The following is a 24274-nucleotide window of genomic DNA, read 5'->3' as shown; positions in this document are numbered from 1 at the left end:
TACTTCTCGATAACTACCCGACGAATCGGAACATCTCAGCTAGCCCTGATGTTGCCCCTGCTTGCTGACGCAGCTTGGAAGTTCTGGCTGCAATATTGCCCCCCAATCGCTGCGGAAGGTAGCTCCCTGGCAAGTGCAATCAAGGGGGGATCGCTGCGTAGGGCCGTGTGCCCCCCATCCTGCAGCGTGACCTGACTGGGTCAAGGCCGGGTTGTCATGCAGGCAGTTTGGCTGCAAGCAGTTCGACCTTCTCGATATTGGGCGGAGAACTGAGCAAGGTCGCGGCGTTGGCCATCAAGGCCGCGGCGATCTGGCCGTTCAGATGTGCTTGGCGACCTGCCTCATCGGCAAAGGCATCGAACACACCGAACGTCGAAGGGCCAAACTTCAATGCGAACCAGGCAGTGGTGCCGGACTCGGCGTTGGCGAGCGGCAGTGCGCTGGCCAGGAAGTCGGCAAGCGCAGCCTCCTGGCCGGGTTTGGCTTCGAGACGAACAAACAGGGCGAGCTTGGTCATACTGTAATCCTTTGGGTAAATGGGTTAGGTGAAGGGCTCGACGAGCCTGCAGTCTAAGTCTTCATGACAGCCATCTCTATAGGCAATAATGACAACTTTGATATCATTGTTGCCATGAAACTCCACATCCTTGTTTGTGATGGCGTGTTTGATCTGGGGCTTGCGGCGCTCACTGACACAGTGGGCTTGGCCAATGCGATGTCGGGCTCGCTGCCACAGGCCCCCGCGCACATAGAGCTCACTCTGGTGGGCGTGCGGCGTCGCATCCGAACTGCGCAAGGCTTGACGGTCCCCGTGGTAACTGCGCGTGGTGTGCCGGAACCAGACGTCGTGCTCGTGCCCGCGTTTGGTGACAAGATGCCTGACACGCTCTCGGCTCGGCTCACACGCCCCGACGTGCCCGATGCGGTCACCGCGCTACAGCAGTGGTCCACCGCTGGCGCGCACCTTGGTGCCGCCTGCTCCGGTAGTTTCTTGCTTGCAGAGAGTGGCCTGCTTGATGGGCATCGTGCAACGACGTCATGGTGGCTGGGGCCGATGTTTCGGCAGCGGTATCCGAACGTCACGCTGGACGAGTCACGCATGATCGTGAACTCGACACGCTTCACTACCGCGGGTGCCGCTTTGGCCCACGTCGACTTGGCCTTGCGCGTCATCCGGGGGCGCAGTCCGGCGCTGGCGGCCCTAGTGGCACGCTATCTGCTGGTCGAGGCACGCAGTTCGCAAGCCGAGTTCGTAATTCCCGACCACCTTGCGCATGCCGACCCGATGGTGGAGCGCTTCGAGTGCTGGGCCAGACGTCGGCTCGCGAAGGGGTTCTCGCTGGCCGAGGCGGCCAGCGCCGCGGGCACAAGCGAGCGCACCTTGGCGCGGCGGCTGCAAAGCGTTTTGGGCAAGACACCGCTGTCGTATTTCCAGGACCTGCGCGTGGAGCATGCCGTCCATCTCTTGCGCACCGGAAACGCGAGCGTCGACCAAGTCGCCGCACAGGTCGGGTACTCGGATGGGGTGACCCTGCGGGCCCTGTTGCGCCGCAAGCTGGGCCGGGGTGTCAGGGAGTTGCGACGCGGTGGATGACCAGAGGCGTTTGGCGTATGTACGGCTGGAGACTGCCAGGAAACTGACGCAGGCCAAACGGCGCATTTGGACAAACTGACAAAACTACTGCCCGCCACGGCGCGCAAGCTCCAGTTTGACCCCGGACAAAGTTTTGCTGGCAATGTCGTGGTTGAGCAAATCAATACCTTGATTGAGCAACGCTGTGCCCTGACGATTCGGCGGCTCACCGACCCCGCCGCCAACAATGACGCAGCCGCCGAGCCCACCGTTTGGGCTACCGTGCGGACACGGGTTCGATTCCGGGTTTGGGAATTGAGCCGACATCCCATCGCAGACGAGTTTGATGCCCGTTTCCGGCGACCAGCATGGCTGAGAAACCTGCTTGCAGGTCTACAATCGGGCAGGCTTTACGATCGAGTTCGCAATGGTTCGCAGCAGCCCGCAGCGCTTCTATTGCGTACTTCAATAGTCGTTTGGTGCCGGGTGCTGCCCCTCCACCAGTTGCTGGATTGCGAAACCTCTTATACAGGTCGGTGGGGGCTCCGTCGGACCCGACGAAGCCAATGCGTTTGAGAAAGGGAGGGATATTTCCTCCGGTTCCTCCTTTTATTTGTAGGACGGTAGTAACGAAGTCCTTGGTTACGCGCTCGGGGGTCGCTGCCGAGCGAATCTTTTCTAGCGCCGTCTTTATCGAGCCTGGAGAAGCGACATATGGGAGATTGGCGGACAAGTGGGCTCTCCTGGTTTGTATTGGTGATCTCTAACGTTTGACATGAGGGACGTCCAACGGTTGTCGTCCTTGGACGTCCCTCTCGGCGGAAGGGTTAGGCGTCACTGGCACCACCCTCCTGAGGAATGGCCTCCAATTCGCCGTTGTTGAGGCGAAAGTACGTGACACCGCTAAGCACCGAGTTTGCGCAGCCCGCGAGCGCCTCTGCAAATGGCCGCAATTTCAGAACGTAGAGTTCTCGTGACTTTGACCGATCGGAGTTAAATGCAACAGCGTGAAGTTGGTTCTGCAGCAAGAAAACCGGAACAAAGATGTAGCTATGAATAAGCTGATTTGCGATGTATGAAAGTGGCTTTGAAATCTCTACTCCGGAATCGACTTCATACAACTCATCAACGCGCTGATTGTTTATAGCATCGACCGTCTTGCCTGTGGCAGCGAACGCTGTAAGCGGCAAGTGAGCATTGAAACGTTCGTTAGTGATCTTTTGGGCTTCTGCGAGCTTTCGGATGATGTAGCAGCTCATCATGACGGCTTGCTCGACCTTCAGAAATGACTCGTCACGCCAGCGCTTCTGCCGAAGCTTGACGTTAAGAACTTCGGCGTGGGACGCCAGCGTTCGTTTCCAGTATGAGAAGTCGCTGATCATCGTCTTGGTGACGCCTAACGTGCTTTATCGGGCAAAGCTGTGGTGTTAACAGTAATCACCACACGTACCTGATCTGCAGGATTCTCCTGCAACGCAGTCTGCGTGGAGCGCCCAGTTGTTATACCCGCGCATACGGGTGTTAACAAGGTCACAATTGGGACGGTTTCTCGGCACGTAATTCGGTGCGCCGAGCTTGGCAGCCAGCTCTGGCATTGCATCGATCGACAAAGATAGGTCGCATGGGCAACGGCGCATCCAGCGAGCCGGCAAACGCTACTCCGCCTCCCGCACCTGCCGCTCAAAAAACCGCCAGATCATCGCGGATGCGTCCGGGCCGCGGGCGTCGTTGAATGGCAGTTCGGCGTCGCCGCCGCTCCAGGCGTGGGCGAGGCCGTGGATGCGCACGCCGCGGATGACGATGCGGCCGTCGCGCAGCAGGTCGGTGCGGGTGTATGCGCGGGCGTTGCCATCGGCGGGCACGTCGCGCGTTTCGCGGTCAAGCTGGCGCGCGAGCGGGGCCGATTCGTAGAGCCGTTCCCACAGCCGCACCATCGACGTGGCGTTGCGTTCGGTCACCCGCGCGTCCTCGTCGCCGTGCAGCACCAGCAGCGCGGGCGGCAGCACACCGTGGGTGTTCCAGTAGGCATCGGCCAGCGCTTCGGCATCCACCTTCACACCTTTCTCCATCGCCGAGATCGCGGCCGCGGCAGAGGGCGGCATCATCGGCGGCAGGCCGGAATGCACCGCCGCCGCTGCGAACACCTCGGGGTGGTGGTAGGCGAGCAACCCGGCCAGCGCGCCGCCGGAGGACATGCCTGCAACGCACACGCGGGTGACGTCAACCGCCAGCTCGTCGCGAGCGCGGTTGATCATCTCCAGCAGGATGGCGCATTCGCCGTGGCCAGCGGCGGTGTTGGGCTCAAACCAGTTCCAGCAGCGGCGGATGTTGGCGAAGGTGGCCTGATCGGGGTAGAGCACCGCAAAGCCCTCGCGCGCCGCGATGGCGTTCATGCGGGTGCCCCGCTCAAATTCCTCCGCCGTCTCGCGGCAGCCATGAATCATCATCACCAGCGGCATGGCGCCGGCGTCCGCCGCGCGCGGCGGCACGTAGAGGCGATAAGCCCGCTCGGGCGGCAGCAGCAGCCACGGCGCGGTGGCGCCATCGCTGCTGCGCGCGGTGCCTGTTACGGTGCGGGCATCGGCAAGCGGTGGCGGCGCAGCGGGGGTGACGGTTTCGGCGTGCTGGTGTTGATGGTGCGCAGGTGGCGCAGCAGGTGCAGCCTGTGGTGGATGTGCAGGCGTTGCATGTGGCGGATGCGCTGGTGCTGCGTGGTGTGCTGCGTGCGGCGCGGCGTCGGCGTGTGCGGCGGGCAGATCAGCAGCGGGTGGCGCAGCGTCTTGCTGCGGCGCTGGCGTGGCCGCATCCGATGGACGCCGCCGCTCGAACATCGCGCGCAGCCGCGCACGAAAGCGGTGCAACCGGGTGCCGGTGTGCGGTGCAGTTGGTGCGGGCGCGGGCGTCTTGTTGGCCACGGACTTACATTGCAGCTAAGGTTGGCAAACAGTCTAGCCCGTTCATCTGTCATCGCTGTGTCGGACAACGGCGCATTCGTGGTGATTGCCGGCGTTATCCGCCGCCGCGATGCCGGACATCGCATCCGCCGATATTTGATTGCGAATTTCGCGCATATCATCGCCGCATGACGTTTACTGCCATTCGCTCCGCGCTGCTGCACTGCCTGCGCGACCCCGGCCTTGCTGGCGACGCCAGTGCCATCGAATACCTGCCTGACGCCATTACCGTGATGCGCGATGGCCGTGTGCATGCCGTGGGGGCGGCCGATGCGCTGCTGCCCACGCTCGGCGCCGATGTGCGCATGGACGACCAGCGCGGGCGCATGCTGGCGCCCGGTTTTGTGGACACCCACGTGCACTACCCGCAGGTGGACGTGATCGCCAGCTACGGCACGCAACTGCTTGACTGGCTGAACCGCTACACCTTTCCGGCCGAGCTGGCGTTTGCCGAGCGTGCGCATGCTGATGTGGCGGCCAACTTTTTTCTCGACCGCGTGCTGGAGAACGGCACCACCACGGCCGCCGTGTTCTGTACGGTGCACCCGCAATCGGTGGACGCATTCTTCACCGCCAGCGAAGCGCGCGGCTTGGGCATGATCGCCGGCAAATGCCTGATGGACCGGCACGCGCCGGAGGGCCTGACCGACACCGCCGACACCGGCTATCGCGACAGCAAGGCGCTGATCGAGCGCTGGCACGGCCACGCCCGCTCGCGCTATGCCATCACGCCGCGCTTTGCGCCCACATCCACGTTGCCGCAGATGCAGGCGATGGGGCGGCTTGCGCGCGAGCACCCGGATGTCTACATCCAGTCGCACGTCGCCGAAAACCGCGCCGAGATCGCGTGGGTGAACGAGCTGTTCCCCGGCCATCGCAGCTATCTGGATGTGTACGACCATTACGGCCTGCTGCGCGACCGCGCTATCTACGCGCACTGCATCCACCTCGACGATGCCGACCGCGCGCGGATGACCGCAGCCGGGGCCACACCATCGTTCTGCCCAACGTCGAACCTGTTCATCGGCAGCGGCCTCTACAACCTGCAGCAGGCGCTCGCGGCGGGCAATGCGGTGAGCGTGGGCACCGATATAGGCGGCGGCACCAGTTACTCAATGCTGCGCACGCTGGGCGAGGCGTACAAGGTGCAGCAACTGCTCGGCACTTCGCTATCGCCCGCCTATGCGCTCTACCTGGCCACACTCGGCGGCGCCCGCGCGCTCTCGCTCGACGATGAGATCGGCAGCATCATGCCGGGCAAGTTCGCCGACTTCGCGCTGCTTGACCCTGCCGCCACGCCGTTGCTCGCACGCCGCACCACGCTGCGCGACGATCCGCTCGATACCTTCTTTGCATTGATGACGCTGGGTGATGATCGCGCCATCGCCGCCACCTACGCCAGCGGGCGCTGCGTGCATCGGCGCGCGATGCCGTGACGATGACTCGATGCGCCGCATCGGCATAATCGTTCGATGCGTCAGACTTCTTCCGTCACCGCCCTTGCTGCACTGGCGGCGCTCACCAACGCCAGCGTGTGGGGGTTTTCCTGGTATCCACTGAAATGGCTTGAAGCACACGGCATCGCATCGTTGTGGGCGACTACCTTCGTGTTCGGTGCCAGCGCCCTGGCGGTGCTCGCTGCCCGCCCGGCTGCTGCCCGCGCGCTGTGGTTGCATCGCGGCGCCCTGGGCTGGATGGTGTTTGCCGCCGGCATGACCAACGCCTGCTTCAACACCGCGCTGGCAACCGGGGACGTGGTGCGCTCGGTGCTGCTGTTCTATCTGATGCCGATGTGGGTGGTGGGGCTTGCGCGCTGGCTGCTGGCCGAGCCGATCACGCTCGCGGCGCTGGCGCGTACAGCGTTGGCGCTCGCCGGCGCGATGCTGGTGCTGGGCGACGGCCAGCTGCGAATGCCGCTTCCGGACTCATGGTCTGACGCGCTGGCCATCGCGGCCGGCTTCTTCTTTGGCCTCAACAACGTGCTGCTGCGCAAACATGCGGCGACACCGCAGGAGGCGCGCGCCTTCGGCATGTTCATTGGTGCCGTCGTCATCGCGCCGATGGTGATTGCCGGCATGGCGATCATCGGCAAGCCATTGCTGCTCTCGCCGCAGCCCGTCGCCTGGCTGGTGATCGGACTGTTCACGGTTGCGGTGTTGATTGGCAATCTTGCCTTGCAGTATGGTGCCGCGCACCTGCCGGCCAACGTGCTTTCGGTGCTGATGCTGGCCGAGATCCTGGTGGCCACGCTGAGCTCGTGGCTGGCCGGCGCGGCGAGCATTACGCAGGGCGTTGTGCTCGGCGGCGCCTGCATCGTCTGCGCCAGCGTGCTGGCGATATTCACCGGTCGCAATTCGGCTGCGTGACTTGCGCCGGGTCGCCTGCTGCCACTACATTCCATCTCCATGATTCCTGATCTGCCGATTGAAGAGCTTGCCCGTCGCTACAACAACGGCGCCGCCGTGCCGGACTGGCAGCAGACACTGCTGCCGCGCTGGCAGCGCGAGAGCGAGCGCGTGCGAGATACCGCTGGCGGTTACCGCGACGTGGTGTATGGCCCGCACGAGCGCAACCGGCTGGACGTGTTCACGCCGGCTGGCGCACCGCCGCCGCATGGCTGGCCAACGCTGGTTTTCATCCACGGCGGTTACTGGCAGCGGCTCTACAAGGATGACTGGAGCGTGATCGCGGCGCCGTTCATCGCCAACGGCATGGCGGCGGTGATCCTTGGCTACACGCTGTGTCCGCAAACCACGATTCGCGGCATCGCCGACGAGATTGAGACGGCGATCAGCTATGTGTGGAAGGCGGCCGGTGGGCTCTCGGTCAATCGCGATCGACTAGCGCTGGCGGGGCACTCTGCTGGCGGTCACCTCACGGCGTGGTGCATGACGACCGACTGGGCGGTACGCGGATTGCCGGTCACGCCGTTCGTTGCTGCCACGGCGATCAGCGGCCTCTTCGACCTGGAACCGCTGGTGCCGATCTACCTGAACGAGGCGCTGATGCTCGACAACGCTGAAGCGCTGGCGATGAGCCCGGCGTATCGCCAGCGCCGCGTTGACTGCGAGTTCACCGCAGCGGTCGGTGGTGGCGAACTGGAAGAATTTCACCGTCAGAACGCATTGATCGGCGCCGCATGGCAGGGCGTGCGCGAGTGGACGCTACCAGGCCACAACCATTTCAGCATCGTTGACCAGCTCACTCACGAAGACACGGCGCTATTCGCGCACGTTGCGCAAGCCTTGCGTTAGCCAGCGGCGCACCACACAGCCGTAGCCTCGATGCAGTGAAACGGAATCGAGGCATTTGTTAATCGAACCACCGATGCCCGCGATTCCACTTCGTTGCATCGAGGCTACGTGACTGCGTTGGCCAATCAACTTTTTAGCGAAACCCGCATTCGAATTGGGCTCATCGGGCCAAAAGTCCAATAATCGACTTTTCGCCTATTGCGGCGAAAAGCCCAGCGCCGACGAGCTTTTCGTACTAAAGCCAATGGTGCCGGCGATCACTCGCCAGCGTTACGAAGCAGCGTCGCGCCGATCGCGAATCGCTGCGATGCGGGCATCACGAACCTCCGCCGCAATGCGTTCCGGCTTTCCCGCTGCCACCAGCTGCGCGGCGATCGCACCGGCATCCACCGACTGCATCGCGGCCAGCGCCGCCATCGCGTCTGCCCTCGCGACGAACGGCTCGCCCGCGCTCTCCGGCAGCCCCACCGCGCGTCGCGACGATTTGTCGGCCTCGCAGGCATCAAGCATGTGCACAAAGCGCTCGGGCCGACGGATGGCGTCGCAGCGCATCAGCACGTCGTGCACCGTCGCCGGCCGCATGTCTTTCAGTTTGCCGAGATTGCCGTGTTCGGCCGCCACTGCCCGCGCCAGCTCGGCCACCTCGCGCTGCACGCGCCAGCGCGCGCTGAGCGCATCCACCAGCTTCGCGCTGCGCGCCTCATGCGCGTGGTGCGCGGGCAGGATGTCGGCCGGCGTCAGCCCCTTGCCGAGATCATGGGTCAGTGCGGCGTAGCGCGTCGCCAGCGGCCAGCCACGGTTGGCGGCGTAGTCGATCACCTGCATGATGTGAATGCCGGTGTCGATTTCCGGGTGATAGATCGCTTTCTGCGGCACACCCCACAGGCGGTCCAGCTCCGGCGCCAGCACCGCCAGCGCGCCGCAATCGCGCAGCACGCCGAACATGCGCGACGGCTGCGCTTCCATCAAGCCGCGCGACAGCTCCTGCCACACCCGCTCGGCGACCAGCTCGCGAATCTCGCCTTCATCGACCAATTGCCGGCACAGCGCCATCGTCTCCGGCGCCACGCTGAATTCGGTGAAGCGCGCCGCGAAACGCGCCAGCCGCAGCACGCGCAGCGGGTCTTCGGGGAAGGCTTCGCTGACATGCCGCAGCGTTTTCGATGCGATGTCACGGGCGCCGCCATACGGGTCAACCAGTTGGCCATTCTCATCCAGCGCCATCGCATTGATGGTCAGGTCGCGACGGTGCAGATCGTCTTCCAGCGTCACATCGGGCGCGGCGTGAAAGGCAAAGCCGGTGTAGCCGCGACCGCTCTTGCGTTCGGTGCGGGCGAGGGCGTATTCCTCCTTCGTCTGCGGATGCAGGAAGACGGGAAAGTCCTTGCCAACCGGCTGATAGCCCGATGCCAGCATCTGCTCGGGCGTCGCGCCGACGACGACATAGTCACGGTCCGATGCTGGCAGTCCAAGCAGCCTGTCACGCACCGAGCCGCCGACGAGATAAATCTTCATCCGCCAATTATCAATCGCAGCAACATTTGTTGTCGGCCGAGTATTCCTCCCCTATAGTCAGCGCCTCGTTGCCAACCCAGGGAGTGAACATGACCGCAGCCGTTGCCATGGTGCCCTACGACCCGAAAGCGGCCGTGTTCTGGTCGAATCTCGTGGAGGCGGCGTACAGCACCTTCTACAACAACCCGGGCAATCCGAACCCGCAGCCGCCGGCCTTCCCGCCAGGCTGGACCTACGTGGCCACCCTGCAGGTGGACCTGCAACTGCTCGGCACCTACTACTTCATCGGCTGGATCCTGCGTGGCAGCAGTGGCCAGTACGCCATCGTCTACCTCGGCACCGAAGACCTCGAATGGTTCTACGATGGTGACGCGTTCATGACCCCGCATCCGCTCGGCGGTAACGTTGAGGCGGGCATGTACGACATGTATGGCTCACTGAGCATGACGACACCCACGCAACCGGCGCGGGTGCCGTTCAGCAAATTCCTCGCCACGCTCGATACCTCGAAGCCGATCATGCTCACCGGCCACAGTCTGGGCGGTGCGTTGACCACCTACACTGCGGCAGACATTGCCTTGCTGCCCACGCCACCGGCCGCTGCGAACCTGCAGATTTACAGCATCGCCTCGCCGCGCGTTGGCGACCAGAGCTTCGTGAACGCCTTCAACGCGAAGGTGATCAACAACTTCCGCATCTACAACATCCGCGATTACGTGCCCACACTGCCGCCGGAAGACCTGGGCTACGTGCATGTGAACACTGCCCTGCCGCAGCCGGAGCTGGACTCGTGGCAATACCCGATCTATCACGGCTGGGATCCGGTCAAAGCGGCCGGGTGCTATCACAGCCACGCCGGCTACAACTACATGCTCACGGCGCTGGCCGGCATGACGCCGAACACCGGCGAGCTGGGCAGTTGCTACGCGCCGCAGGCACGCAGCACCAGCGTGCAGTTCACGCGCGCGTAACGGTCACCTGCGAGGCGGCGGATCAAGCCGTCAGCGCGGTCTCCGCAAACAGGTAGGGTTCGATGTTGGCCATCGTGCGATCAACGTAGTCGTCCTTTTCGCCGACCGGGGCGACGTAGTGGATCGCCGCACGCGCGGCTTCCACACCTTCGCTGCGGGCAATGATCCACGCGGCGAGATAGGACGACGCAAGGCAGCCGCCCGCCGTGGCGACATTGCCTTGCGCGAAGAACGGCTGGTTTAGCACCTCAACGCCTGCTTCGATCACCCACGGTTTGGTGGTGAGATCGGTGCACGCGGGCACGGCGCCGAGCAACCCGAGCTTGGCCAGTAGCAGGGTGCCGGAGCATTGGGCGGCGATCAGTTGCCGCGCTGGATCGAGGCGGATGCGCGCCATCAGCGCCGGATCGGCTGCGACGTCACGTGTCTTCATGCCGCTGCCGATGATGACTGCATCGGCGTTCGCCGCGTCTTCCAGCGTCGTCTGGGCACGTACCGTGACGCCGTTCATCGAGGTGACCTCCGGCGCCGGGCAGGCGAGGCGGACGTTCCAGCCGGCGCGCTTGACGCGGTTGAGGATGCCGAGCGCTATCAGCGAATCCAGCTCGTTGAAGCCGTCGAAGGTGAGGATGGCGATGTTCATTCTGTGATTCTGCGGTGGCGAGTAATCGCGCGCTACGGGTCAGGCAAAAACGGCATGAATCGTGCACTACGACTGCACGATCTTGATGTCCGAAAACGGCGAATGATGGCAAGGTCGCGGCGCTAAACTGCCACCATGCAATTCGGACATCTCACCGCACAGGCCTGCTATCAGGCGATGAAGGCGCATGACGCGCGTTTCGACGGGCGCTTTTTTGTTGGCGTTTCGTCGACCCGCATTTATTGCCGGCCGATCTGCCGCGTGCGCATGCCGCAGCAGAAGAATTGCACGTTTCATCCGAGTGCTGCGGCAGCGGAGGCAGCAGGCTTCCGGCCCTGCCTGAAGTGCCGTCCCGAACTGGCACCGGGGTTCGCAGCGACCGAGGCGAGCGCGAAGCTGGCAAGGACCGCAGCGCGCCTGATCGAGGATGGTGTAGCGAACGACATTGATCTCAGACAGATCGCGCACCGCATCGGCGTAACAGACCGTCATCTGCGCCGCATTTTTTCCGACGAGTTTGGTGTGTCACCCGTGCAATACGCGCAGACGCATCGCCTGCTGCTGGCCAAGCGCCTGCTGACCGATACCGCACTGCCGGTGGTTGATGTGGCCTTCGCCAGCGGCTTCTCCAGCGTGCGACGCATGAACACTTTGTTCGCCGAGCGCTACGGCTTCAGCCCGACGCGCCTGCGCAAGGAAGGCCGCAGCGAGGACATGGTAGATAGCGACGCCCTCACCTTTGTGCTGCCGTATCGCCCGCCGTATGACTGGTCGCGGCTGCTGGCTTTTTTTGCGATGCGCGCGATCCCTGGCGTCGAGTCGATTGACGGGGACGGTGGTGGCGCCTATCGGCGCGTCATTCGCGTCAATCGCCAGCATGCCGATAGTGATGACGATGCGGTCACTTCGGGCTGGCTGGAAGTGACGCACCTGCCGCGCCGCAATGCGCTGCAGCTGCGCTTTTCGGCGGTACTGGCGAAGTCCTCGCAGCAAGTGCTGTCGCGCACCAAGCAGGTGTTCGACGTGGCGGCTGATCCGGCGGAGATCGCCGTCGCGCTCGGTGCGCTGGCCGATGGCGCGGATGGCCTGCGACTACCGGGCGCGTTCGACGGTTTTGAGCTGGCGATGCGTGCGATCCTCGGCCAGCAGGTCACGGTGAAGGCGGCCCGCACGCTGGCCACGCGCTTCGTTGATGCCTTTGGGGAACCGGTGACCAGCCCGTTTGCTTCGTTGACGCGTGCGTTCCCGCTGCCGTCACGTGTGGCGCAACTCACGCGTGATGACATCGGTCGTCTCGGCATCGTCGGCGCTCGTGCTGAAGCGATGATCGCAATTGCTCGCGCCGTCAGCAATGGTGAGTTGCAGCTTGGCGGCGGCGCCGATCCGGCGCAAACCATCGCGGCACTGTGCGCGATCAAGGGTATCGGCCCGTGGACAGCGCACTACATCGCAATGCGGGCGCTGGCCTGGCCGGACGCCTGGCCGCCGCAGGACGTGGCGCTGCTCAACGCCATGAATTTGCCCAACACCGCAAAGGGCCAGCGCGAGGCCGACGCCATTGCCGAAGCATGGCGACCGTGGCGCAGCTACGCGGTGCTGCACACCTGGCGGCGGCTGGAAAAGCCTTCCGCTGAAACATCAAAGGAACCCCAATCATGACGACCTACTACTCGCTGCACAACTCGCCGACTGGCGAACTGCTCATGATGTCCGACGGCAAAGCACTGACCGACCTGCACATGACGGCGGGCAAATACGTGCCCGAGGCCCACAAGGATTGGGTACGCGATGACGCGCTGCCGGTGTTCGCGCTGGCGCGGAAGGAACTTGATGCCTACTTCGCCGGCACCCTGCGTGCATTCACGGTGCCGCTGGCGCCGAAAGGCACTGATTTCCAGAAGCGCGTGTGGACAGCGCTGACCAAAATACCGTTCGGTGAAACGCGTACCTATGGCCAGCAGGCTGCGATGATCGGCCAGCCCGCCGCCGTGCGCGCGGTCGGCGCGGCGAATGGCAAAAACCCGATCGGCATCATCGTGCCCTGCCACCGTGTGATCGGTGCGAATGGCACGCTCACTGGGTACGCGGGCGGACTGCACAACAAGGAGCTGCTGCTCAAGCTGGAAGGCATTCTGTGAGTCGCAGCGACGCCATCGACTTTCTGCTGCTCTCGGCCATCTGGGGTGCATCGTTCCTGTTCATGCGGGTGGCCGTGCCGGAGTTCGGGCCGTTCGCGCTGATCGGTTTGCGCTCGGGACTCGCGGCCCTATGCCTGTGGCCGCTGCTGCTTGCGCGCGGTCGCGAAACCGGGTGGGGTCCGGTGCGCACGCATCTGCGCGAGCTGACGGTCGTTGGTGTTGTCAATGCGTTGATTCCGTTTACGCTGTTTGCCTATGCCGCGCTGTCACTGACGGCGGGGTTTACTGCGCTGATCAACGCCTCCACACCGCTGTGGACGGCGCTGGTCGGCGTGTTGTGGTTGCGGTCCGGGCTGAGCCGCGCGCAATGGTGCGGGCTGGCACTGGGTGTGCTCGGCATGGTGATCCTGACCTGGGGCAAGGTGGATTTCAAACCCGGTGGCTCCGGCCTCGCCGTCGTTGCCGGCCTGATCGCCACGCTGGCGTACGGAATTTCCACCCATTACACCAAGCGCAAGCTGGCCGCCGTCTCTCCGTTGGGCGTCGCCGCTGGCAGCCAGACGACTGGCGCACTGATGTTGCTACCCCTGGCCGTGATCTATTGGCCTGCCGCTTCGCCATCACTCAAGGCGTGGATCGCCGCTATCCTGCTCGCGGTGCTGGCGACTGCTTTCGCGCTGATCCTTTATTTCAGGCTCATTTCCCGAGTTGGTGGGCAGAAAGCTTCGACGGTCACCTTCCTGATCCCGGTGTTCGCCATTGGCTGGGGCGCAGCACTGCTGGGCGAGGGCGTGACCGGCCCAATGCTGGCGGGCGGCGCCGTTGTGTTGCTGGGAACCGCGCTAACGCTGGGTATCCTGCGTTTGCCGGGGACAAACCGGGAAGATTTGGGAAAAGCCGCACAAAAGCTATAATTCAAGGCTTTTTCGCAAATTCATGCGTAGTGGCGACGTGCTGTTTCGGCCCGGTTTTCCGGCCGGCAGCGGTGAGCCGTCACAGAAATCGCCCATACCACTATGAAACGTACATTCCAGCCTTCCGTTATCCGCCGCAAGCGCAACCACGGCTTCCGCGCCCGCATGAGCACCAAGGGCGGTCGCCGCGTGATCTCCGCGCGTCGCGCCAAGGGCCGCGCTGTCCTGTCGGCCTAAGACCGCAGCCACAGCAAGCCCTCATTGCAAGTTCCGTTGTGGACGCGCTCGCGGGAGCAGCCTTTCCGCGTGCAGCCCGGCTTCTTGAGCCGGATGATTTCGTTCGCGCGCTGAAAACACGCGCCCAGCGCGGGCGCTATCTCTGGGTCTACCGGCGAACCGACGGCGCAAGCCCCGGTGGCGAAGCTATTGCCGCTGCGACCAGCATAGCGCCGCCGCCCGTGCGGCCGCGTCTCGGCATGATGATCGGCAAGAAGAACGCGCGCACGGCCGTGCTGCGCAATGCCGTCAAGCGCCGCATCCGCGAGCAGTTTCGCCAGCGTCAGTCCGGTTTGCCGCCGTCGCAATACGTTGTCCGCTTGAGTGCATCAGTTTCGGCCAAAGATGTACAGGCAATCATTGCAGAGTGGACGGCGGCACTTGATCACGACATCCGTAAGCATGCCCGCACCCAGGCGCCCGCTGGCAACGCGCCTGCAGAGGTGCGCCCGTGACTGAGGACGCCAGCAACCGCAGCCCCGGTCGTGTGCTTGCGCTCGGCCTGATCAAGGCCTACCAGTACGGCGTGCGCCCCATGCTGGGCCCGCGCTGCCGCTTCTTTCCCAGTTGCTCCGAATACACCGCCGAGGCGATTGCCGAATACGGCGTGCTTCGCGGCAGCGCCCTCGGCGCTCGCCGGCTCGCGAAGTGCCACCCGTGGCACGCAGGCGGGTATGACCCGGTGCCGCCGCGCGATGGCAAATTTGCCACTGCCACTGCGGTAGTCGGCGATGCCTCCCCTTTACCGAATTCCAACCCCTAACTGAAAGCCCACGATGGACTTCCAGCGTCTGATCCTGTTCGTCATCTTCGCCATGTCCGGCGTCTTCCTGTTCCAGGCCTGGCAGAAAGAGAACGCACCGCCGAAGCCGGTAGCGCCGATCACCGCACCGGCCGACGCCAAGAGCGATGTGCCGGCCGCGCCGGCTGCAGCCACCAGCACCAACGGGTCAGTGCCCACCGCCGCGCCGGCAGCCGCCGCCAGCGGCGCTGTACCGTCTGCTGCCAACGCAGCCGCACCGGCGGCGACGGCAGGCGAAGTGTTCACCGTCAAGACCGATCTGTTTGAAGCGAAGATCAACACGCTGGGCGGCGTGATTGAGGAAGTTGCGCTGAAAGAGCATCGCGACGCGGCCGACAAGTCGAAACCGTATCTGGTGCTGCAAAAGAACAAGGACCGCACCCATGTTGCGCAATCCGGGCTGATCGGCGCCGGTCTGCCCAATCACACCACGGTTTACAGCAAGGTCAGCAGCAGTACTGATCTTGGCAGCGCCGAGTCGCTCGAAGTGCGTCTGTCGGCGCCGGTTGCCAGCGGCGGCAAGGCCGATCTGGTCTACACCTTCAAGCGTGGCAGCTACGTGGTGGACGTGACCTACGACATCACCAATGGCGGCAGCGCTGCGCTGAGCCCGACGGCCTACTTCCACCTGCATCGCGACACCAAGATCACCGGCAGCGAAAACGGCATGGTCGGCATCTTCCACGGGCCGGCGGTTTATACCGAGCAGGACAAGTACAAAAAGATCGACTTCAAGGACATCGAAAAGGGCAAGAAAGGCCTTTACACCGCCGCCGCCGACAACGGCTGGGTGGGCATGGTCGAGCACTATTTCGTCAACGCCTGGCTGCCCAAGGCTGGCAGCAAGCGCGAGTACTACACCACCAAGGAAGACGGTGATCTCTATCGCGCTGGCCTGAAAACGCCAGTCGGCGACATCGCCGCAGGCGCCACCGGAAAGATCAGCGTGCCCATCTACATGGGGCCGCAGGAGCAGGACCGCCTGAAGGCTGCCGCCACCGGGCTCGATCTGGTGGTCGACTACGGCATGTTCACCTTCATCGCCGCGCCGATGTTCTGGCTGCTGCGCTGGTTCCACAGCATGGTGGCCAACTGGGGCTGGGCGATTGTGTTGCTCACCATCCTGATCAAGGCCGTGTTCTACCCGCTCAATGCCGCTGCGGGGCGCAGCATGGGCAAGATGAAGCTGGTCGGCCCCAAGATGAAAGAGCTGCAGACCCGCTACGCCGATGATCGCGTCAAGCTCAATCAGGCGATGATGGAGCTCTACAAGAAAGAGAAGATCAACCCGCTCGGCGGCTGCCTGCCGATCGTGATCCAAATCCCGGTATTCATTGCCCTCTACTGGGTGCTGATTGCGGCGGTTGAATTGCGTCACGCACCGTGGATCGGCTGGATCAAGGATCTCTCCGGACCGGATCCCTTCTTTGTGCTGCCGGCACTCTACGCCATCACCGCATTCGCGCAATCCAAGCTGCAACCGCCGGCACCGGGCATGGACCCGATCCAGCAAAAAGTATTGCAGTACATGCCGGTTGCCTTTGCCGTGATGTTCGTGTTCTTCCCGGCCGGTCTGGTGCTCTACTGGACAGTCTCGAACCTGCTGCAGATCGCGCAACAGTGGCAGATCAACCGCATGCTGGAGCGTGACAACGCCGCCGCTGCGGCGGCCGCCAAGCGCTAGCGACATCCTCGCTTCGGGGGTAGGGCGGGCACTGCCCGCCTTGCGCCACGGGCGAAGCGCTGTCTTCCTGACTGCGGCATGAGAGTGGACAAGGCGGGCAATGCCCGCCCTACGTGCATAAGGACATAAGCGGCATTTATGCAAGACACCATCGTCGCCATCGCCACCCCGCCCGGTCGCGGTGGCGTGGGCATCGTGCGGGTGTCAGGCAAGTCGCTCACCGCGATGGCGGCGGTCATCTGCGGCAAGTCACTCACGCCGCGCCTCGCACAACACACACGCTTCCGCGACGCAGCTGACGAGGTCATCGACGATGGCATCGCGCTCTTCTTCGCTGCGCCCGCATCGTTCACCGGTGAGGACGTACTCGAACTGCACGCCCACGGCTCGCCCATCGTGTTGCAGGCGCTGGTGCGCCGCTGCGTTGAGCTCGGCGCACGGCACGCCGGGCCGGGCGAGTTCACCAGACGCGCCTACCTGAACGGAAAACTCGATCTCGCGCAGGCCGAGGCCGTGGCCGACGTGATCGACGCCGCCACTGAGAGCGCCGCCCGCGCCGCCGTGCGCTCCCTCACCGGTGAATTCTCCAGCCGCATCCGCACGCTGCAGGATCGGCTGATCCACCTGCGCATGTTCGTCGAGGCCACGCTCGACTTCCCCGAAGAAGACGTCGAATTCATCGAAGCCGAGCGTGCACGCGACAAGCTCGCCGCCACGCGCGAAGCACTACTGCAGGTGATCAGCGAGGCTACACGCGGGCAACTGCTGCATGACGGCATCCGCATCGTGCTCGCGGGCGAGCCCAACGTCGGCAAATCCAGCCTGCTCAACGCACTGGCCGGCGACGACATCGCCATCGTCACCCCCATCGCCGGCACCACGCGCGACACCGTGCGCTCGCGCATCAGCATCAACGGCCTGCCAGCCGAAGTGATCGACACCGCAGGGCTGCGCGACACCACTGACCCGGTGGAGGCCATGGGCATTGAGCGCACCCGCGCCGCGATCCGCGACGCCGACCTGGCGCTGGTGCTGGTGCAGGCCTCGCAAGCCGTGTCATCCACGCTGCTCGCCGAGCTGCCCGCCACGCTGCCGCGCCTGATCGTGCACAACAAGGTGGACCTCGCGGGTGAGGGCGCGCGCAGCGACGAGCAAGGCCTCTGGGTCTCCGCCAAAACCGGCACCGGGCTTGATCTGCTGACCGATGCCATCGCCGACGCTGTCGGCTTCAACTACCGTGAGGAAGGCCACTTCATGGCCCGCGAGCGGCATGTCGACGCGCTGCGCAAAGCACTCACCCATATTGACGCTGCTGCCCAGCACCTCGATCACGTTGCGCTGGAACTGTTCGCCGAAGAGCTTCGCCTTGCGCATGAAGCGCTGGGCGCCATCACGGGCGAATTCACAGCGGATGACTTGCTTGGTGAAATCTTTAGTCGGTTTTGTATTGGCAAGTGAGCGGGGAAGTTGTCTGCGGCCTTTGCTGCGGACATCGTTGCACCAAGCGTAGCGGTGATGGCATGATGCAGATGGCCAGTTGCCGAAGGTTCGACGGCAGATTTCAACTAAAGACTTTCTGTGAATAGGCTGCGCAAGCGAGATGACTACAAGCTACTTGCAGAATTTGTTCGCCCTTGCAGAAGTAATGCCTGTCGCAAGCAAGATGCTGGACCACGCCGGCTTCAAGCTGCACACAATGACGGCTGCGTATGTTGATTCGCTGAGGCCTCGAAACAAGGAGTGGGAGCGGTGCTACATAGAGTTTGCTTCCCTGCGCGAACGCGAATGGTTCGCCCTTCGCTCAAACAGTGGTTCACACTGGCCCACAGGGCGAAACGACCTTCCCGATGATCAACGGTCTGACTATGTAGACCGCCTTGTCCGTGAATTCGGCCAATTAAGCGCGTCCACAACCGGCGATTTCTCGCGGATTAGTGAAACAGTAGATCCAAATGCCGCCATCTACCTAGCACAGCCGGTGAAGGACACGAACGCGTGGCGGCGTCATCTGGCTGATGTTCGGCGTCAGCGCGATGCGGAGGTCGACCTGATCTGTGAGTGCCGTAGTTGTAATCGCGACGCGAAGCTGACTCCTGCAGCAATGTTGCGTCGTTTAGAGCGGTTGGCGAGCTATTTCCCCGAGTTGCAGGTGTCAACTACAAAGGGGCGACGGGCTTGCTTCGTTGTTGAGTTGGCCATCAGCGATGATTTCGCCTTGCAAGTTCACTGGGATGATCCATACACTTTTTCATCGAGCGGGGATCTGCCCCTATTACTCCGGCCGGTGATCAAACAGGCTCAGACGAGTGTACAGGTCAGCAATCGTAGTGTTGTAGTTAACACGACATTTGATCGCTTGCTACCAGGCTTTCGTTTCTACTTTGAACACGGATGCGATAGTGATGGGCGATTTACTCTGGCGATGTCTGCTGCCTTCAGTGCGCTCAGACTCATTGCTCTGTCGCTGCGCAGGACCGAGCGCTAGGTCGGTAGGCTGGGTCATGACCCAGCGTCGGCTGATTCGATATGAGCGCTGGGTTTTCAACCCAGCCTACGGCGATCGGGTAGGCCAGCGCGGCAATCGCCACCCCCTAAAATCCCGGATTGCCTTTCTCGCGCCAAGGTGCGCCTGCTTACGTGAAGGAAATCGTCACATTGTCGGGGGATATCGGCGGCGGCAAGTCGTCGGTGGCGCGTATTCTTTCCGCTTCGCTGGGTTATCCGATCATTTCGGCCGGTGGCATGCAACGCGAGATCGCGACGAGCATGGGGCTGACCACGTTGCAGCTGAACGAGCAGTCGGCGAAGGACCGCAGCGTGGACGACCGCATCGACGCTTACACCAAGATGCTGGGCGAAACGCGCGATCACATCATTGTCGACTCGCGCCTGGCGTGGCATTTCATCCCACCGGCGTTCAAAGTGTTCCTATCAGTGGACCCGCTGGTCGGCGCCGAGCGCGTGTTCGGCGCGTCGCGCAGCGAGGAGCACCATCATTCGCTGGAGCATGCGGTGGAGAACAACCGCAGCCGCACGCAGCTGGAGACGACGCGCTTCCGTGCGCTGTATGGCATTGAGCTGCGCGACTATCGCAACTACGATCTGATTGTTGATACGTCTTACGTGGCGCCGGAGACAGTGGCCGCCACCATCGAACAGGCGTTCGCCGCGCGCAATCGCGGGCAGGCACATGCGCAGGTGTGGATGTGCCCGCAGCGACTGGCGGCGATGGCGGATGCGTTGGCTGGCGCGGGCGGGCGAGGCGATGCTGCGCCAGTCACGTTGCAGGCGACCGATGGCCAGTTCGTTGTCGTTTCAGGGCGTGAGGCGATTGCGAAGGCGCTGGCGCAGGGCGTGGCGTTGTTGCCGGCCAGCCTGACGTAGCCGCCGAAGCCGTACGAGCGGGAACCCGGACGCGCTTCGCTTCTCCGGGCTACGTCGCGGCGCCGCGCATCGTTCAGGCTTGTAGCCGTGAGAAGCGAAGCGCGTCAAGGCATTTGTCCATCGAGCACCGTTGGCTACAGAACCTTCAACTGCCGCAGCACCTGCACGAAGGCACGGGTGTGACGGTCGATGTCCTTGATGTCAATGTGCGATGTGTCCGGCGTGTCGATGTTGAGCGGCGGATAGTCGCGGAAGTCGATCATCGTGGCCGGCATGATGGCGACCAGTTTGTCCCAATACTTCCCGCGCGGAAAATTCTGCTCGTCGAGCTCGATGTGTTCGCCCGAGACCGGCTCTCGGTAGAACACCACCTTGCCGCCACGCGCGTTGATGCGTTCCACCCAGCGCGCCACCTCACGCATTTCGTTCAGCCAGACATCCGGCGTCGGTGGCGTGTACATGGGGTAGTACTTGCGCAGGTCCGCCACGCGGGCGTTGCGGATGGCATTGATGTCGCTCTTCACGTAATCGGTGCCACCGGCGCGGTCGCGCTCGAAGGTCACGTATTCCTTGTACGGCGCACCGTGGCCGTCGATATAGCGCTTGATCAACGTGACGAAGGCGAAGTCCGGTCGCGCCGCAATCGCGTGCTCCTGCACGCGGGTGAGCAGGCGCCGGTGCACCTCGCGCGAGGGGCTCCAGTCGTGGTGGTAGTGCGCGATCTGCTTTGCCTGCATCTCCCACACCTTGCGGTCCATGCCGCGCGAATCGCAGCCGATGATGACGGTGCCGGTGAACTTCGGGTCGTCAGCCAGATCACGCAGCGCGGCGAGCGGGTAATGCCCGTTGACGGCGAGCATGATGGGGTCCACGTTGAGCCCCATCTTGAACGCCTCGTCGCGGAACACTGCCGGCGAAAAACCGTACTGGATGCGCGACGCACCCAGCAGCGCGATGCGTTGCGGTGGCGCCGGTTTCACGGCGCGGGCGCGATGCTGCGACCAGAGGTCGAGACTGTCCATCACTGTCGGCGCGTAGCCCTGCGTGCGCCAGTACTTCTCAAACGCGAACCAGCCGCCAAGCGTGATTGCTGCGGCCAACAGCCAGGTCAGGAGCCAGCGTGGGTTGCTCACGGCGCTCTCCTAAAACTGAAAGTAGATGAAGGCATTGGTCTTGCCCGGCGACAGGATGATCGCCAGCGACATCAGCGACAGCAACGCTACGCGCCAGGGCCATGCCAGCGCGGGCAGCCAGTCCCAACCCTTGCGCGGCTTCAGCCAGGCTTGCACCGCGAGACCCACGACGAGGGCGACGACGAATACCCACACCTCGCCATTCCAGGCGAGCGTGGCAGCGTCCTTCGCGGCGAAACCGAACATCGCGAGGGTGCGATCCCACGCCAGTGCGATCGTCGGCGCGCGGAAGTAGACCACCGCCCAAGAGAAGAGCGCGAAGGTGAGCAGCGCCAGCAGCCAGCGCACCGGCTTTGCGTCCCACAACTTCCAGTCGCCAATGGAATCCTTCAGGATGCGTTCGCCGACGAGGAATGCGCCGTGCATTGCGCCCCACACCACAAAGTGCCACGCGGCGCCGTGCCAGAAGCCGCAGGCGGTGAAGGTGATCATCACGTTCAGGTAGCCCCGCAATCGGCCCTTGCGGTAATGCCCGAGCGGGTTGAACACATAGTCGCGCAGCCAGTTCGAGAGCGAAATGTGCCAGCGCGTCCACAGCTCGGCAATGCCGACCGAGGCAAACGGTGCCTCGAAGTTCGGCGGCAGGTGAAAGCCGAACATTTTGGCGATGCCGAGCGCCGCCAGTGAGTAGCCGGCGAAATCGCAATACACCTGCATCGAGAACGAGAAGGCACCTGCCCATGCGGCGACGAAGCCAGCCTTGTAGTCCGGCGCAAAGACGATGTCGGACACCGGCGCGAACACCTGATCCGCGCCGACGATCTTCAGGAACAGGCCACCCACCAGCATGAAGGCCCCGGTGGCCACGGCATCGGCGGTGACCGTTCTCGGCGTCGTCGTCTGCGCGTTAAAGTCGCCAAAACGCATGATCGGCCCCGCCACCAGATGCGGGAAGAAGGTCATGAACAGCCCATAGTCACGCAGATTTTTGGTGGGCGTGATGCGCTTCTTGTAAACGTCGACGATGTAGGAGATCGACTCAAACGTATAGAACGAGATGCCGAGCGGCAGCACGATGCCGAGGTCGATGGGCTTGTAGGTAACGCCGATGAGCGCCAGCCACTCGATTGCGGTGTTGGCAAAGAATTGCGCGTACTTGAAATAGCCGAGCAGCGACAGGCTCGCGATGATCGATGCCCAGAACCAGCGTCGCCGCGTGGTGTCGCTTGTCGCCGCATGGATGCGTTGCGCCGCCCACCAGTCGAACACCGTGGTGAAGGCCAGCAGAATCAGGAAAAACGGGTTCCACGAGCCGTAGAACACGCAGCTCGCGGCGAGCAGCAGGTTCTTGCGTCCGTTCCACGAACGCAGCAGAACATAGACGGGGAAGACGATCGCCAGAAAGACGGCGAAGGTGAGGGAGTCGAAGGTCATTGCGACTCAATGCTAATGTAGAGCGCATGCCCAGCTCCCGCCCGCAACAGCGCATTCCGGTGCTCACCTGGCACGGCTACAACGTCTTCGGCGACCGCTATGACAACAACGACCTGATCGCATTCGCCGCTGATCTGCGCGTGATCGATGACGCCGGTTTTGCGGTGGTGCCGCTGGTCGAGGTGGCGCGCTGGGTGCGCGGCGAGCGCAATGACTTCGCTGATCTCGCCGGTGGTGCGCGACCCGTAGTGGCGCTGTCGTGTGACGACGGCACCGACTACGACTGGCGCAATGTCATCCATCCCGAGCACGGCGCGCAGACCAGTTTTGCCGAATCGATACGCAGCTTTCAGCGCGAACGGCCAGGGCAGCAGCCGGCGCTTTCGCTCACCAGTTTTGTCATCGCCAGTCCGTCCGCGCGGCGCCAGATCGACCTCGGTGCGATGGCCGGGCAGGGCGCGCTGAACGATGACTGGTGGCAGGCGGCGAACGCCAGCGGCCTGATGCCGATCGAAAGCCACGGCTGGGACCACAATCACCCCACCGTGTCGCCGGTGGTGCAGCGCGAGCAGCGCAGCGGCGATTTTTTTGCGATTGATACCTTCGCCGAGTGCGACATGCATGTGCGGGCCGCAGCGAATTACATCGATTCGCGCGCGGGCCGGCGGCCGTCGCTGTTTGCCTACCCGTGGACGCAGGCGTCGGGGTACATGCGCTATCGCTACATGCCCACCGTCGCCGAGCCGCTCGGCACCATCGCCGCGTTCGGCGGCCAGAGCGACTACCTCACGCGCGACAGCGATCGCTGGTATTTGCCGCGATTTGTCTTCGGGCCAGACTGGAACAGCCGCGACAGCCTGCTGGCGTTGCTTGACGGCGCCTGCTGACTACAGGGCCTCGGCGCAGCTCGGCTCAGAAGGGCCCGAGCTTCATCGCCTCGGCAATGCGGCGCTGCTTGCCTTCTGCACTGATCGGCTTTTGCCAGATGGCGAACAGATAGGGCTCAGCGACTTTCTCAAAGCCGACGCGGCGATCCACCGCCTCCGCCTGCTTGTCACCGATGTAGCCCCAGATGGTGGCGCCATCGGCGAGCGCAGCGTGAGCGTGGCGCATCATGATCTCGGCGATACCGCCACGCTCGCGCACCCACGCACGCTGCAGCGGCGACAGCGCGCGATACACGCGATCGTCGGTGCAGAGCCCGCCGCAGAGATAGTCACCCTGCCATGCGGTGTAGTGCACGTAGCCAGCGCAGACGTCACCGGCCAAAGCGACGAAATGGCGCGGGAACTGCGGAATCTCCTGGCCGAATTTGCGGCGGAACAGTTGGGCGGCGATGGCCGGATCGTCAATTTCGACGATGCGGATGGTCCCGTCGAGCGCCGGGCGGTCGCGCATGGCGGCACGCGCCTGCTCGATGGCGGCGATCTGGGCTGGGTCTGGCGTGTCTTCGGCGGTCGCTTTTTCGCTACCGCCGCGCCGCTTCCACCAGTTGGCGAGTTGCTTCAGCATTGATCAGCTTTTCGCTGAAATGCCCATTCGGTGCGGGCGCAGATGGCAAAAAGACCAATTATCGACATTTGATGAAATGACCGCCTT

The 24274-nt window shown here is 63.5% G+C and carries 24 protein-coding genes and 1 pseudogene; 16 read left to right on the top strand and 9 right to left on the bottom strand.

Annotated elements, in window-relative coordinates; translation table 11 throughout:
* Window positions 1–214: 214 nt before the first annotated feature.
* Window positions 215–517 carry a putative quinol monooxygenase gene (locus tag FKL89_RS19070; RefSeq protein ID WP_007182542.1) on the bottom strand — a complete coding sequence of 101 codons (303 nt, stop codon included), beginning with the start codon at window positions 515–517 and terminating at the stop codon, window positions 215–217.
* A 63-nt stretch (window positions 518–580) separates the two neighbouring features.
* On the opposite strand from FKL89_RS19070, the gene FKL89_RS19065 reads away from it, so the two are divergent.
* Window positions 581–1594: a GlxA family transcriptional regulator gene (locus FKL89_RS19065; RefSeq protein ID WP_156864301.1), complete on the top strand. Its 1014-nt coding sequence runs from the start codon at window positions 581–583 to the stop codon at window positions 1592–1594.
* Between the two features lie 256 nt (window positions 1595–1850).
* On the opposite strand, the gene FKL89_RS19060 is transcribed toward FKL89_RS19065, so the two are convergent.
* The 3 genes from FKL89_RS19060 to FKL89_RS19050 all read right to left on the bottom strand — a co-directional run bounded on the left by FKL89_RS19060 (window position 1851) and on the right by FKL89_RS19050 (window position 4488).
* Complete coding sequence (locus tag FKL89_RS19060; protein ID WP_156864300.1) at window positions 1851–2306, bottom strand: DUF5343 domain-containing protein; 456 nt, start codon at window positions 2304–2306, stop codon at window positions 1851–1853.
* A 94-nt stretch (window positions 2307–2400) separates the two neighbouring features.
* The gene (locus tag FKL89_RS19055) at window positions 2401–2955 is read right to left on the bottom strand and encodes a hypothetical protein (protein ID WP_156864299.1); all 555 of its coding nucleotides are present in this window, start codon (window positions 2953–2955) and stop codon (window positions 2401–2403) included.
* Window positions 2956–3228: 273 nt separating this feature from the next.
* Window positions 3229–4488, bottom strand: coding sequence for an extracellular catalytic domain type 1 short-chain-length polyhydroxyalkanoate depolymerase (locus tag FKL89_RS19050; protein ID WP_156864298.1), 1260 nt, complete (start codon window positions 4486–4488; stop codon window positions 3229–3231).
* A 167-nt stretch (window positions 4489–4655) separates the two neighbouring features.
* Here FKL89_RS19050 and guaD point away from each other — a divergent pair, with 167 nt between their 5' ends.
* The 3 genes from guaD to FKL89_RS19035 are packed head-to-tail and all read left to right on the top strand — an operon-like array spanning window position 4656 to window position 7781.
* The gene (gene guaD / locus FKL89_RS19045) at window positions 4656–5963 is read left to right on the top strand and encodes a guanine deaminase (protein WP_156864297.1); all 1308 of its coding nucleotides are present in this window, start codon (window positions 4656–4658) and stop codon (window positions 5961–5963) included.
* 36 nt (window positions 5964–5999) lie between these two features.
* On the top strand, window positions 6000–6893 hold the full coding sequence (locus FKL89_RS19040; RefSeq protein ID WP_156864296.1) for a DMT family transporter: 894 nt from the start codon (window positions 6000–6002) through the stop codon (window positions 6891–6893).
* Window positions 6894–6932: 39 nt separating this feature from the next.
* Window positions 6933–7781, top strand: coding sequence for an alpha/beta hydrolase (locus tag FKL89_RS19035; RefSeq protein ID WP_156864295.1), 849 nt, complete (start codon window positions 6933–6935; stop codon window positions 7779–7781).
* A 270-nt stretch (window positions 7782–8051) separates the two neighbouring features.
* Here FKL89_RS19035 and FKL89_RS19030 read toward each other — a convergent pair whose 3' ends face one another.
* On the bottom strand, window positions 8052–9296 hold the full coding sequence (locus FKL89_RS19030) for a multifunctional CCA addition/repair protein (protein WP_156864294.1): 1245 nt from the start codon (window positions 9294–9296) through the stop codon (window positions 8052–8054).
* Between the two features lie 89 nt (window positions 9297–9385).
* On the opposite strand from FKL89_RS19030, the gene FKL89_RS19025 reads away from it, so the two are divergent.
* A complete protein-coding gene (locus FKL89_RS19025) occupies window positions 9386–10267 on the top strand; it encodes a lipase family protein (RefSeq protein ID WP_162527592.1) in 882 nt (293 codons plus the stop codon).
* Between the two features lie 22 nt (window positions 10268–10289).
* Here the strand turns inward: FKL89_RS19025 and FKL89_RS19020 are convergent, their stop codons facing one another.
* On the bottom strand, window positions 10290–10910 hold the full coding sequence (locus tag FKL89_RS19020; RefSeq protein ID WP_156864292.1) for a DJ-1/PfpI family protein: 621 nt from the start codon (window positions 10908–10910) through the stop codon (window positions 10290–10292).
* A 135-nt stretch (window positions 10911–11045) separates the two neighbouring features.
* Between FKL89_RS19020 and FKL89_RS19015 the strand changes: the two genes are divergently transcribed.
* The 10 genes and pseudogenes from FKL89_RS19015 (at window position 11046) to FKL89_RS18970 (ending at window position 20108) form a co-directional block, all read left to right on the top strand.
* On the top strand, window positions 11046–12569 hold the full coding sequence (locus FKL89_RS19015; RefSeq protein ID WP_156864291.1) for an AlkA N-terminal domain-containing protein: 1524 nt from the start codon (window positions 11046–11048) through the stop codon (window positions 12567–12569).
* Window positions 12566–13048 carry a methylated-DNA--[protein]-cysteine S-methyltransferase gene (locus FKL89_RS19010; protein WP_156864290.1) on the top strand — a complete coding sequence of 161 codons (483 nt, stop codon included), beginning with the start codon at window positions 12566–12568 and terminating at the stop codon, window positions 13046–13048. The genes FKL89_RS19015 and FKL89_RS19010 overlap by 4 nt, the downstream gene beginning before the upstream one ends.
* On the top strand, window positions 13045–13962 hold the full coding sequence (locus FKL89_RS19005) for a DMT family transporter (RefSeq protein WP_156864289.1): 918 nt from the start codon (window positions 13045–13047) through the stop codon (window positions 13960–13962). Before FKL89_RS19010 ends, FKL89_RS19005 begins: the two co-directional genes overlap by 4 nt.
* A 102-nt stretch (window positions 13963–14064) precedes the next feature.
* The gene (gene rpmH / locus FKL89_RS19000) at window positions 14065–14199 is read left to right on the top strand and encodes a 50S ribosomal protein L34 (protein ID WP_156864288.1); all 135 of its coding nucleotides are present in this window, start codon (window positions 14065–14067) and stop codon (window positions 14197–14199) included.
* A 38-nt stretch (window positions 14200–14237) separates the two neighbouring features.
* Window positions 14238–14693 (top strand): ribonuclease P protein component, encoded by a 456-nt coding sequence (locus FKL89_RS18995; RefSeq protein WP_156864287.1) that lies wholly within the window; start codon window positions 14238–14240, stop codon window positions 14691–14693.
* 80 nt (window positions 14694–14773) lie between these two features.
* Window positions 14774–15033: pseudogene (yidD, locus tag FKL89_RS18990) on the top strand (membrane protein insertion efficiency factor YidD).
* Window positions 15015–16724, top strand: a complete 1710-nt coding sequence (yidC, locus tag FKL89_RS18985) for a membrane protein insertase YidC (protein ID WP_156864285.1) — start codon at window positions 15015–15017, stop codon at window positions 16722–16724. Before yidD ends, yidC begins: the two are co-directional and overlap by 19 nt.
* A gap of 138 nt (window positions 16725–16862) precedes the next feature.
* On the top strand, window positions 16863–18182 hold the full coding sequence (gene mnmE, locus FKL89_RS18980) for a tRNA uridine-5-carboxymethylaminomethyl(34) synthesis GTPase MnmE (protein WP_156864284.1): 1320 nt from the start codon (window positions 16863–16865) through the stop codon (window positions 18180–18182).
* A 157-nt stretch (window positions 18183–18339) separates the two neighbouring features.
* Window positions 18340–19209 carry a hypothetical protein gene (locus FKL89_RS18975; RefSeq protein WP_156864283.1) on the top strand — a complete coding sequence of 290 codons (870 nt, stop codon included), beginning with the start codon at window positions 18340–18342 and terminating at the stop codon, window positions 19207–19209.
* A gap of 119 nt (window positions 19210–19328) precedes the next feature.
* Window positions 19329–20108: a cytidylate kinase family protein gene (locus FKL89_RS18970; RefSeq protein ID WP_156864282.1), complete on the top strand. Its 780-nt coding sequence runs from the start codon at window positions 19329–19331 to the stop codon at window positions 20106–20108.
* A gap of 134 nt (window positions 20109–20242) precedes the next feature.
* On the opposite strand, the gene FKL89_RS18965 is transcribed toward FKL89_RS18970, so the two are convergent.
* A complete protein-coding gene (locus FKL89_RS18965; protein ID WP_156864281.1) occupies window positions 20243–21241 on the bottom strand; it encodes a hypothetical protein in 999 nt (332 codons plus the stop codon).
* A gap of 9 nt (window positions 21242–21250) precedes the next feature.
* Window positions 21251–22675: an MBOAT family O-acyltransferase gene (locus tag FKL89_RS18960; RefSeq protein WP_156864280.1), complete on the bottom strand. Its 1425-nt coding sequence runs from the start codon at window positions 22673–22675 to the stop codon at window positions 21251–21253.
* Between the two features lie 26 nt (window positions 22676–22701).
* Here FKL89_RS18960 and FKL89_RS18955 point away from each other — a divergent pair, with 26 nt between their 5' ends.
* Window positions 22702–23562 (top strand): polysaccharide deacetylase family protein, encoded by an 861-nt coding sequence (locus FKL89_RS18955; RefSeq protein WP_156864279.1) that lies wholly within the window; start codon window positions 22702–22704, stop codon window positions 23560–23562.
* Window positions 23563–23587: 25 nt separating this feature from the next.
* Here the strand turns inward: FKL89_RS18955 and FKL89_RS18950 are convergent, their stop codons facing one another.
* Window positions 23588–24187, bottom strand: a complete 600-nt coding sequence (locus FKL89_RS18950) for a hypothetical protein (RefSeq protein ID WP_156864278.1) — start codon at window positions 24185–24187, stop codon at window positions 23588–23590.
* Window positions 24188–24274 lie beyond the last annotated feature (87 nt).

The organism is Casimicrobium huifangae, from assembly GCF_009746125.1.
Classification (GTDB): Bacteria; Pseudomonadota; Gammaproteobacteria; order Burkholderiales; family Casimicrobiaceae; genus Casimicrobium; species Casimicrobium huifangae.
This window is presented reverse-complemented; position numbering and strand designations above follow the sequence as displayed.

Bases quoted from the DNA above. Each gene is read 5' to 3' on its own strand.
- FKL89_RS18950 (WP_156864278.1), bottom strand. From the start codon at position 24,187: ATGCTGAAGCAACTCGCCAACTGGTGGAAGCGGCGCGGCGGTAGCGAA.
- FKL89_RS19055 (WP_156864299.1), bottom strand. From the start codon at position 2,955: ATGATCAGCGACTTCTCATACTGGAAACGAACGCTGGCGTCCCACGCC.
- FKL89_RS19025 (WP_162527592.1), top strand. From the start codon at position 9,386: ATGACCGCAGCCGTTGCCATGGTGCCCTACGACCCGAAAGCGGCCGTG.
- FKL89_RS19010 (WP_156864290.1), top strand. From the start codon at position 12,566: ATGACGACCTACTACTCGCTGCACAACTCGCCGACTGGCGAACTGCTC.
- yidC (WP_156864285.1), top strand. From the start codon at position 15,015: ATGGACTTCCAGCGTCTGATCCTGTTCGTCATCTTCGCCATGTCCGGC.
- FKL89_RS19035 (WP_156864295.1), top strand. From the start codon at position 6,933: ATGATTCCTGATCTGCCGATTGAAGAGCTTGCCCGTCGCTACAACAAC.
- rpmH (WP_156864288.1), top strand. From the start codon at position 14,065: ATGAAACGTACATTCCAGCCTTCCGTTATCCGCCGCAAGCGCAACCAC.
- FKL89_RS19065 (WP_156864301.1), top strand. From the start codon at position 581: ATGACAGCCATCTCTATAGGCAATAATGACAACTTTGATATCATTGTT.
- mnmE (WP_156864284.1), top strand. From the start codon at position 16,863: ATGCAAGACACCATCGTCGCCATCGCCACCCCGCCCGGTCGCGGTGGC.
- FKL89_RS19040 (WP_156864296.1), top strand. From the start codon at position 6,000: ATGCGTCAGACTTCTTCCGTCACCGCCCTTGCTGCACTGGCGGCGCTC.
- FKL89_RS19020 (WP_156864292.1), bottom strand. From the start codon at position 10,910: ATGAACATCGCCATCCTCACCTTCGACGGCTTCAACGAGCTGGATTCG.
- FKL89_RS19030 (WP_156864294.1), bottom strand. From the start codon at position 9,296: ATGAAGATTTATCTCGTCGGCGGCTCGGTGCGTGACAGGCTGCTTGGA.
- FKL89_RS18960 (WP_156864280.1), bottom strand. From the start codon at position 22,675: ATGACCTTCGACTCCCTCACCTTCGCCGTCTTTCTGGCGATCGTCTTC.
- FKL89_RS19015 (WP_156864291.1), top strand. From the start codon at position 11,046: ATGCAATTCGGACATCTCACCGCACAGGCCTGCTATCAGGCGATGAAG.
- FKL89_RS18955 (WP_156864279.1), top strand. From the start codon at position 22,702: ATGCCCAGCTCCCGCCCGCAACAGCGCATTCCGGTGCTCACCTGGCAC.
- guaD (WP_156864297.1), top strand. From the start codon at position 4,656: ATGACGTTTACTGCCATTCGCTCCGCGCTGCTGCACTGCCTGCGCGAC.
- FKL89_RS19070 (WP_007182542.1), bottom strand. From the start codon at position 517: ATGACCAAGCTCGCCCTGTTTGTTCGTCTCGAAGCCAAACCCGGCCAG.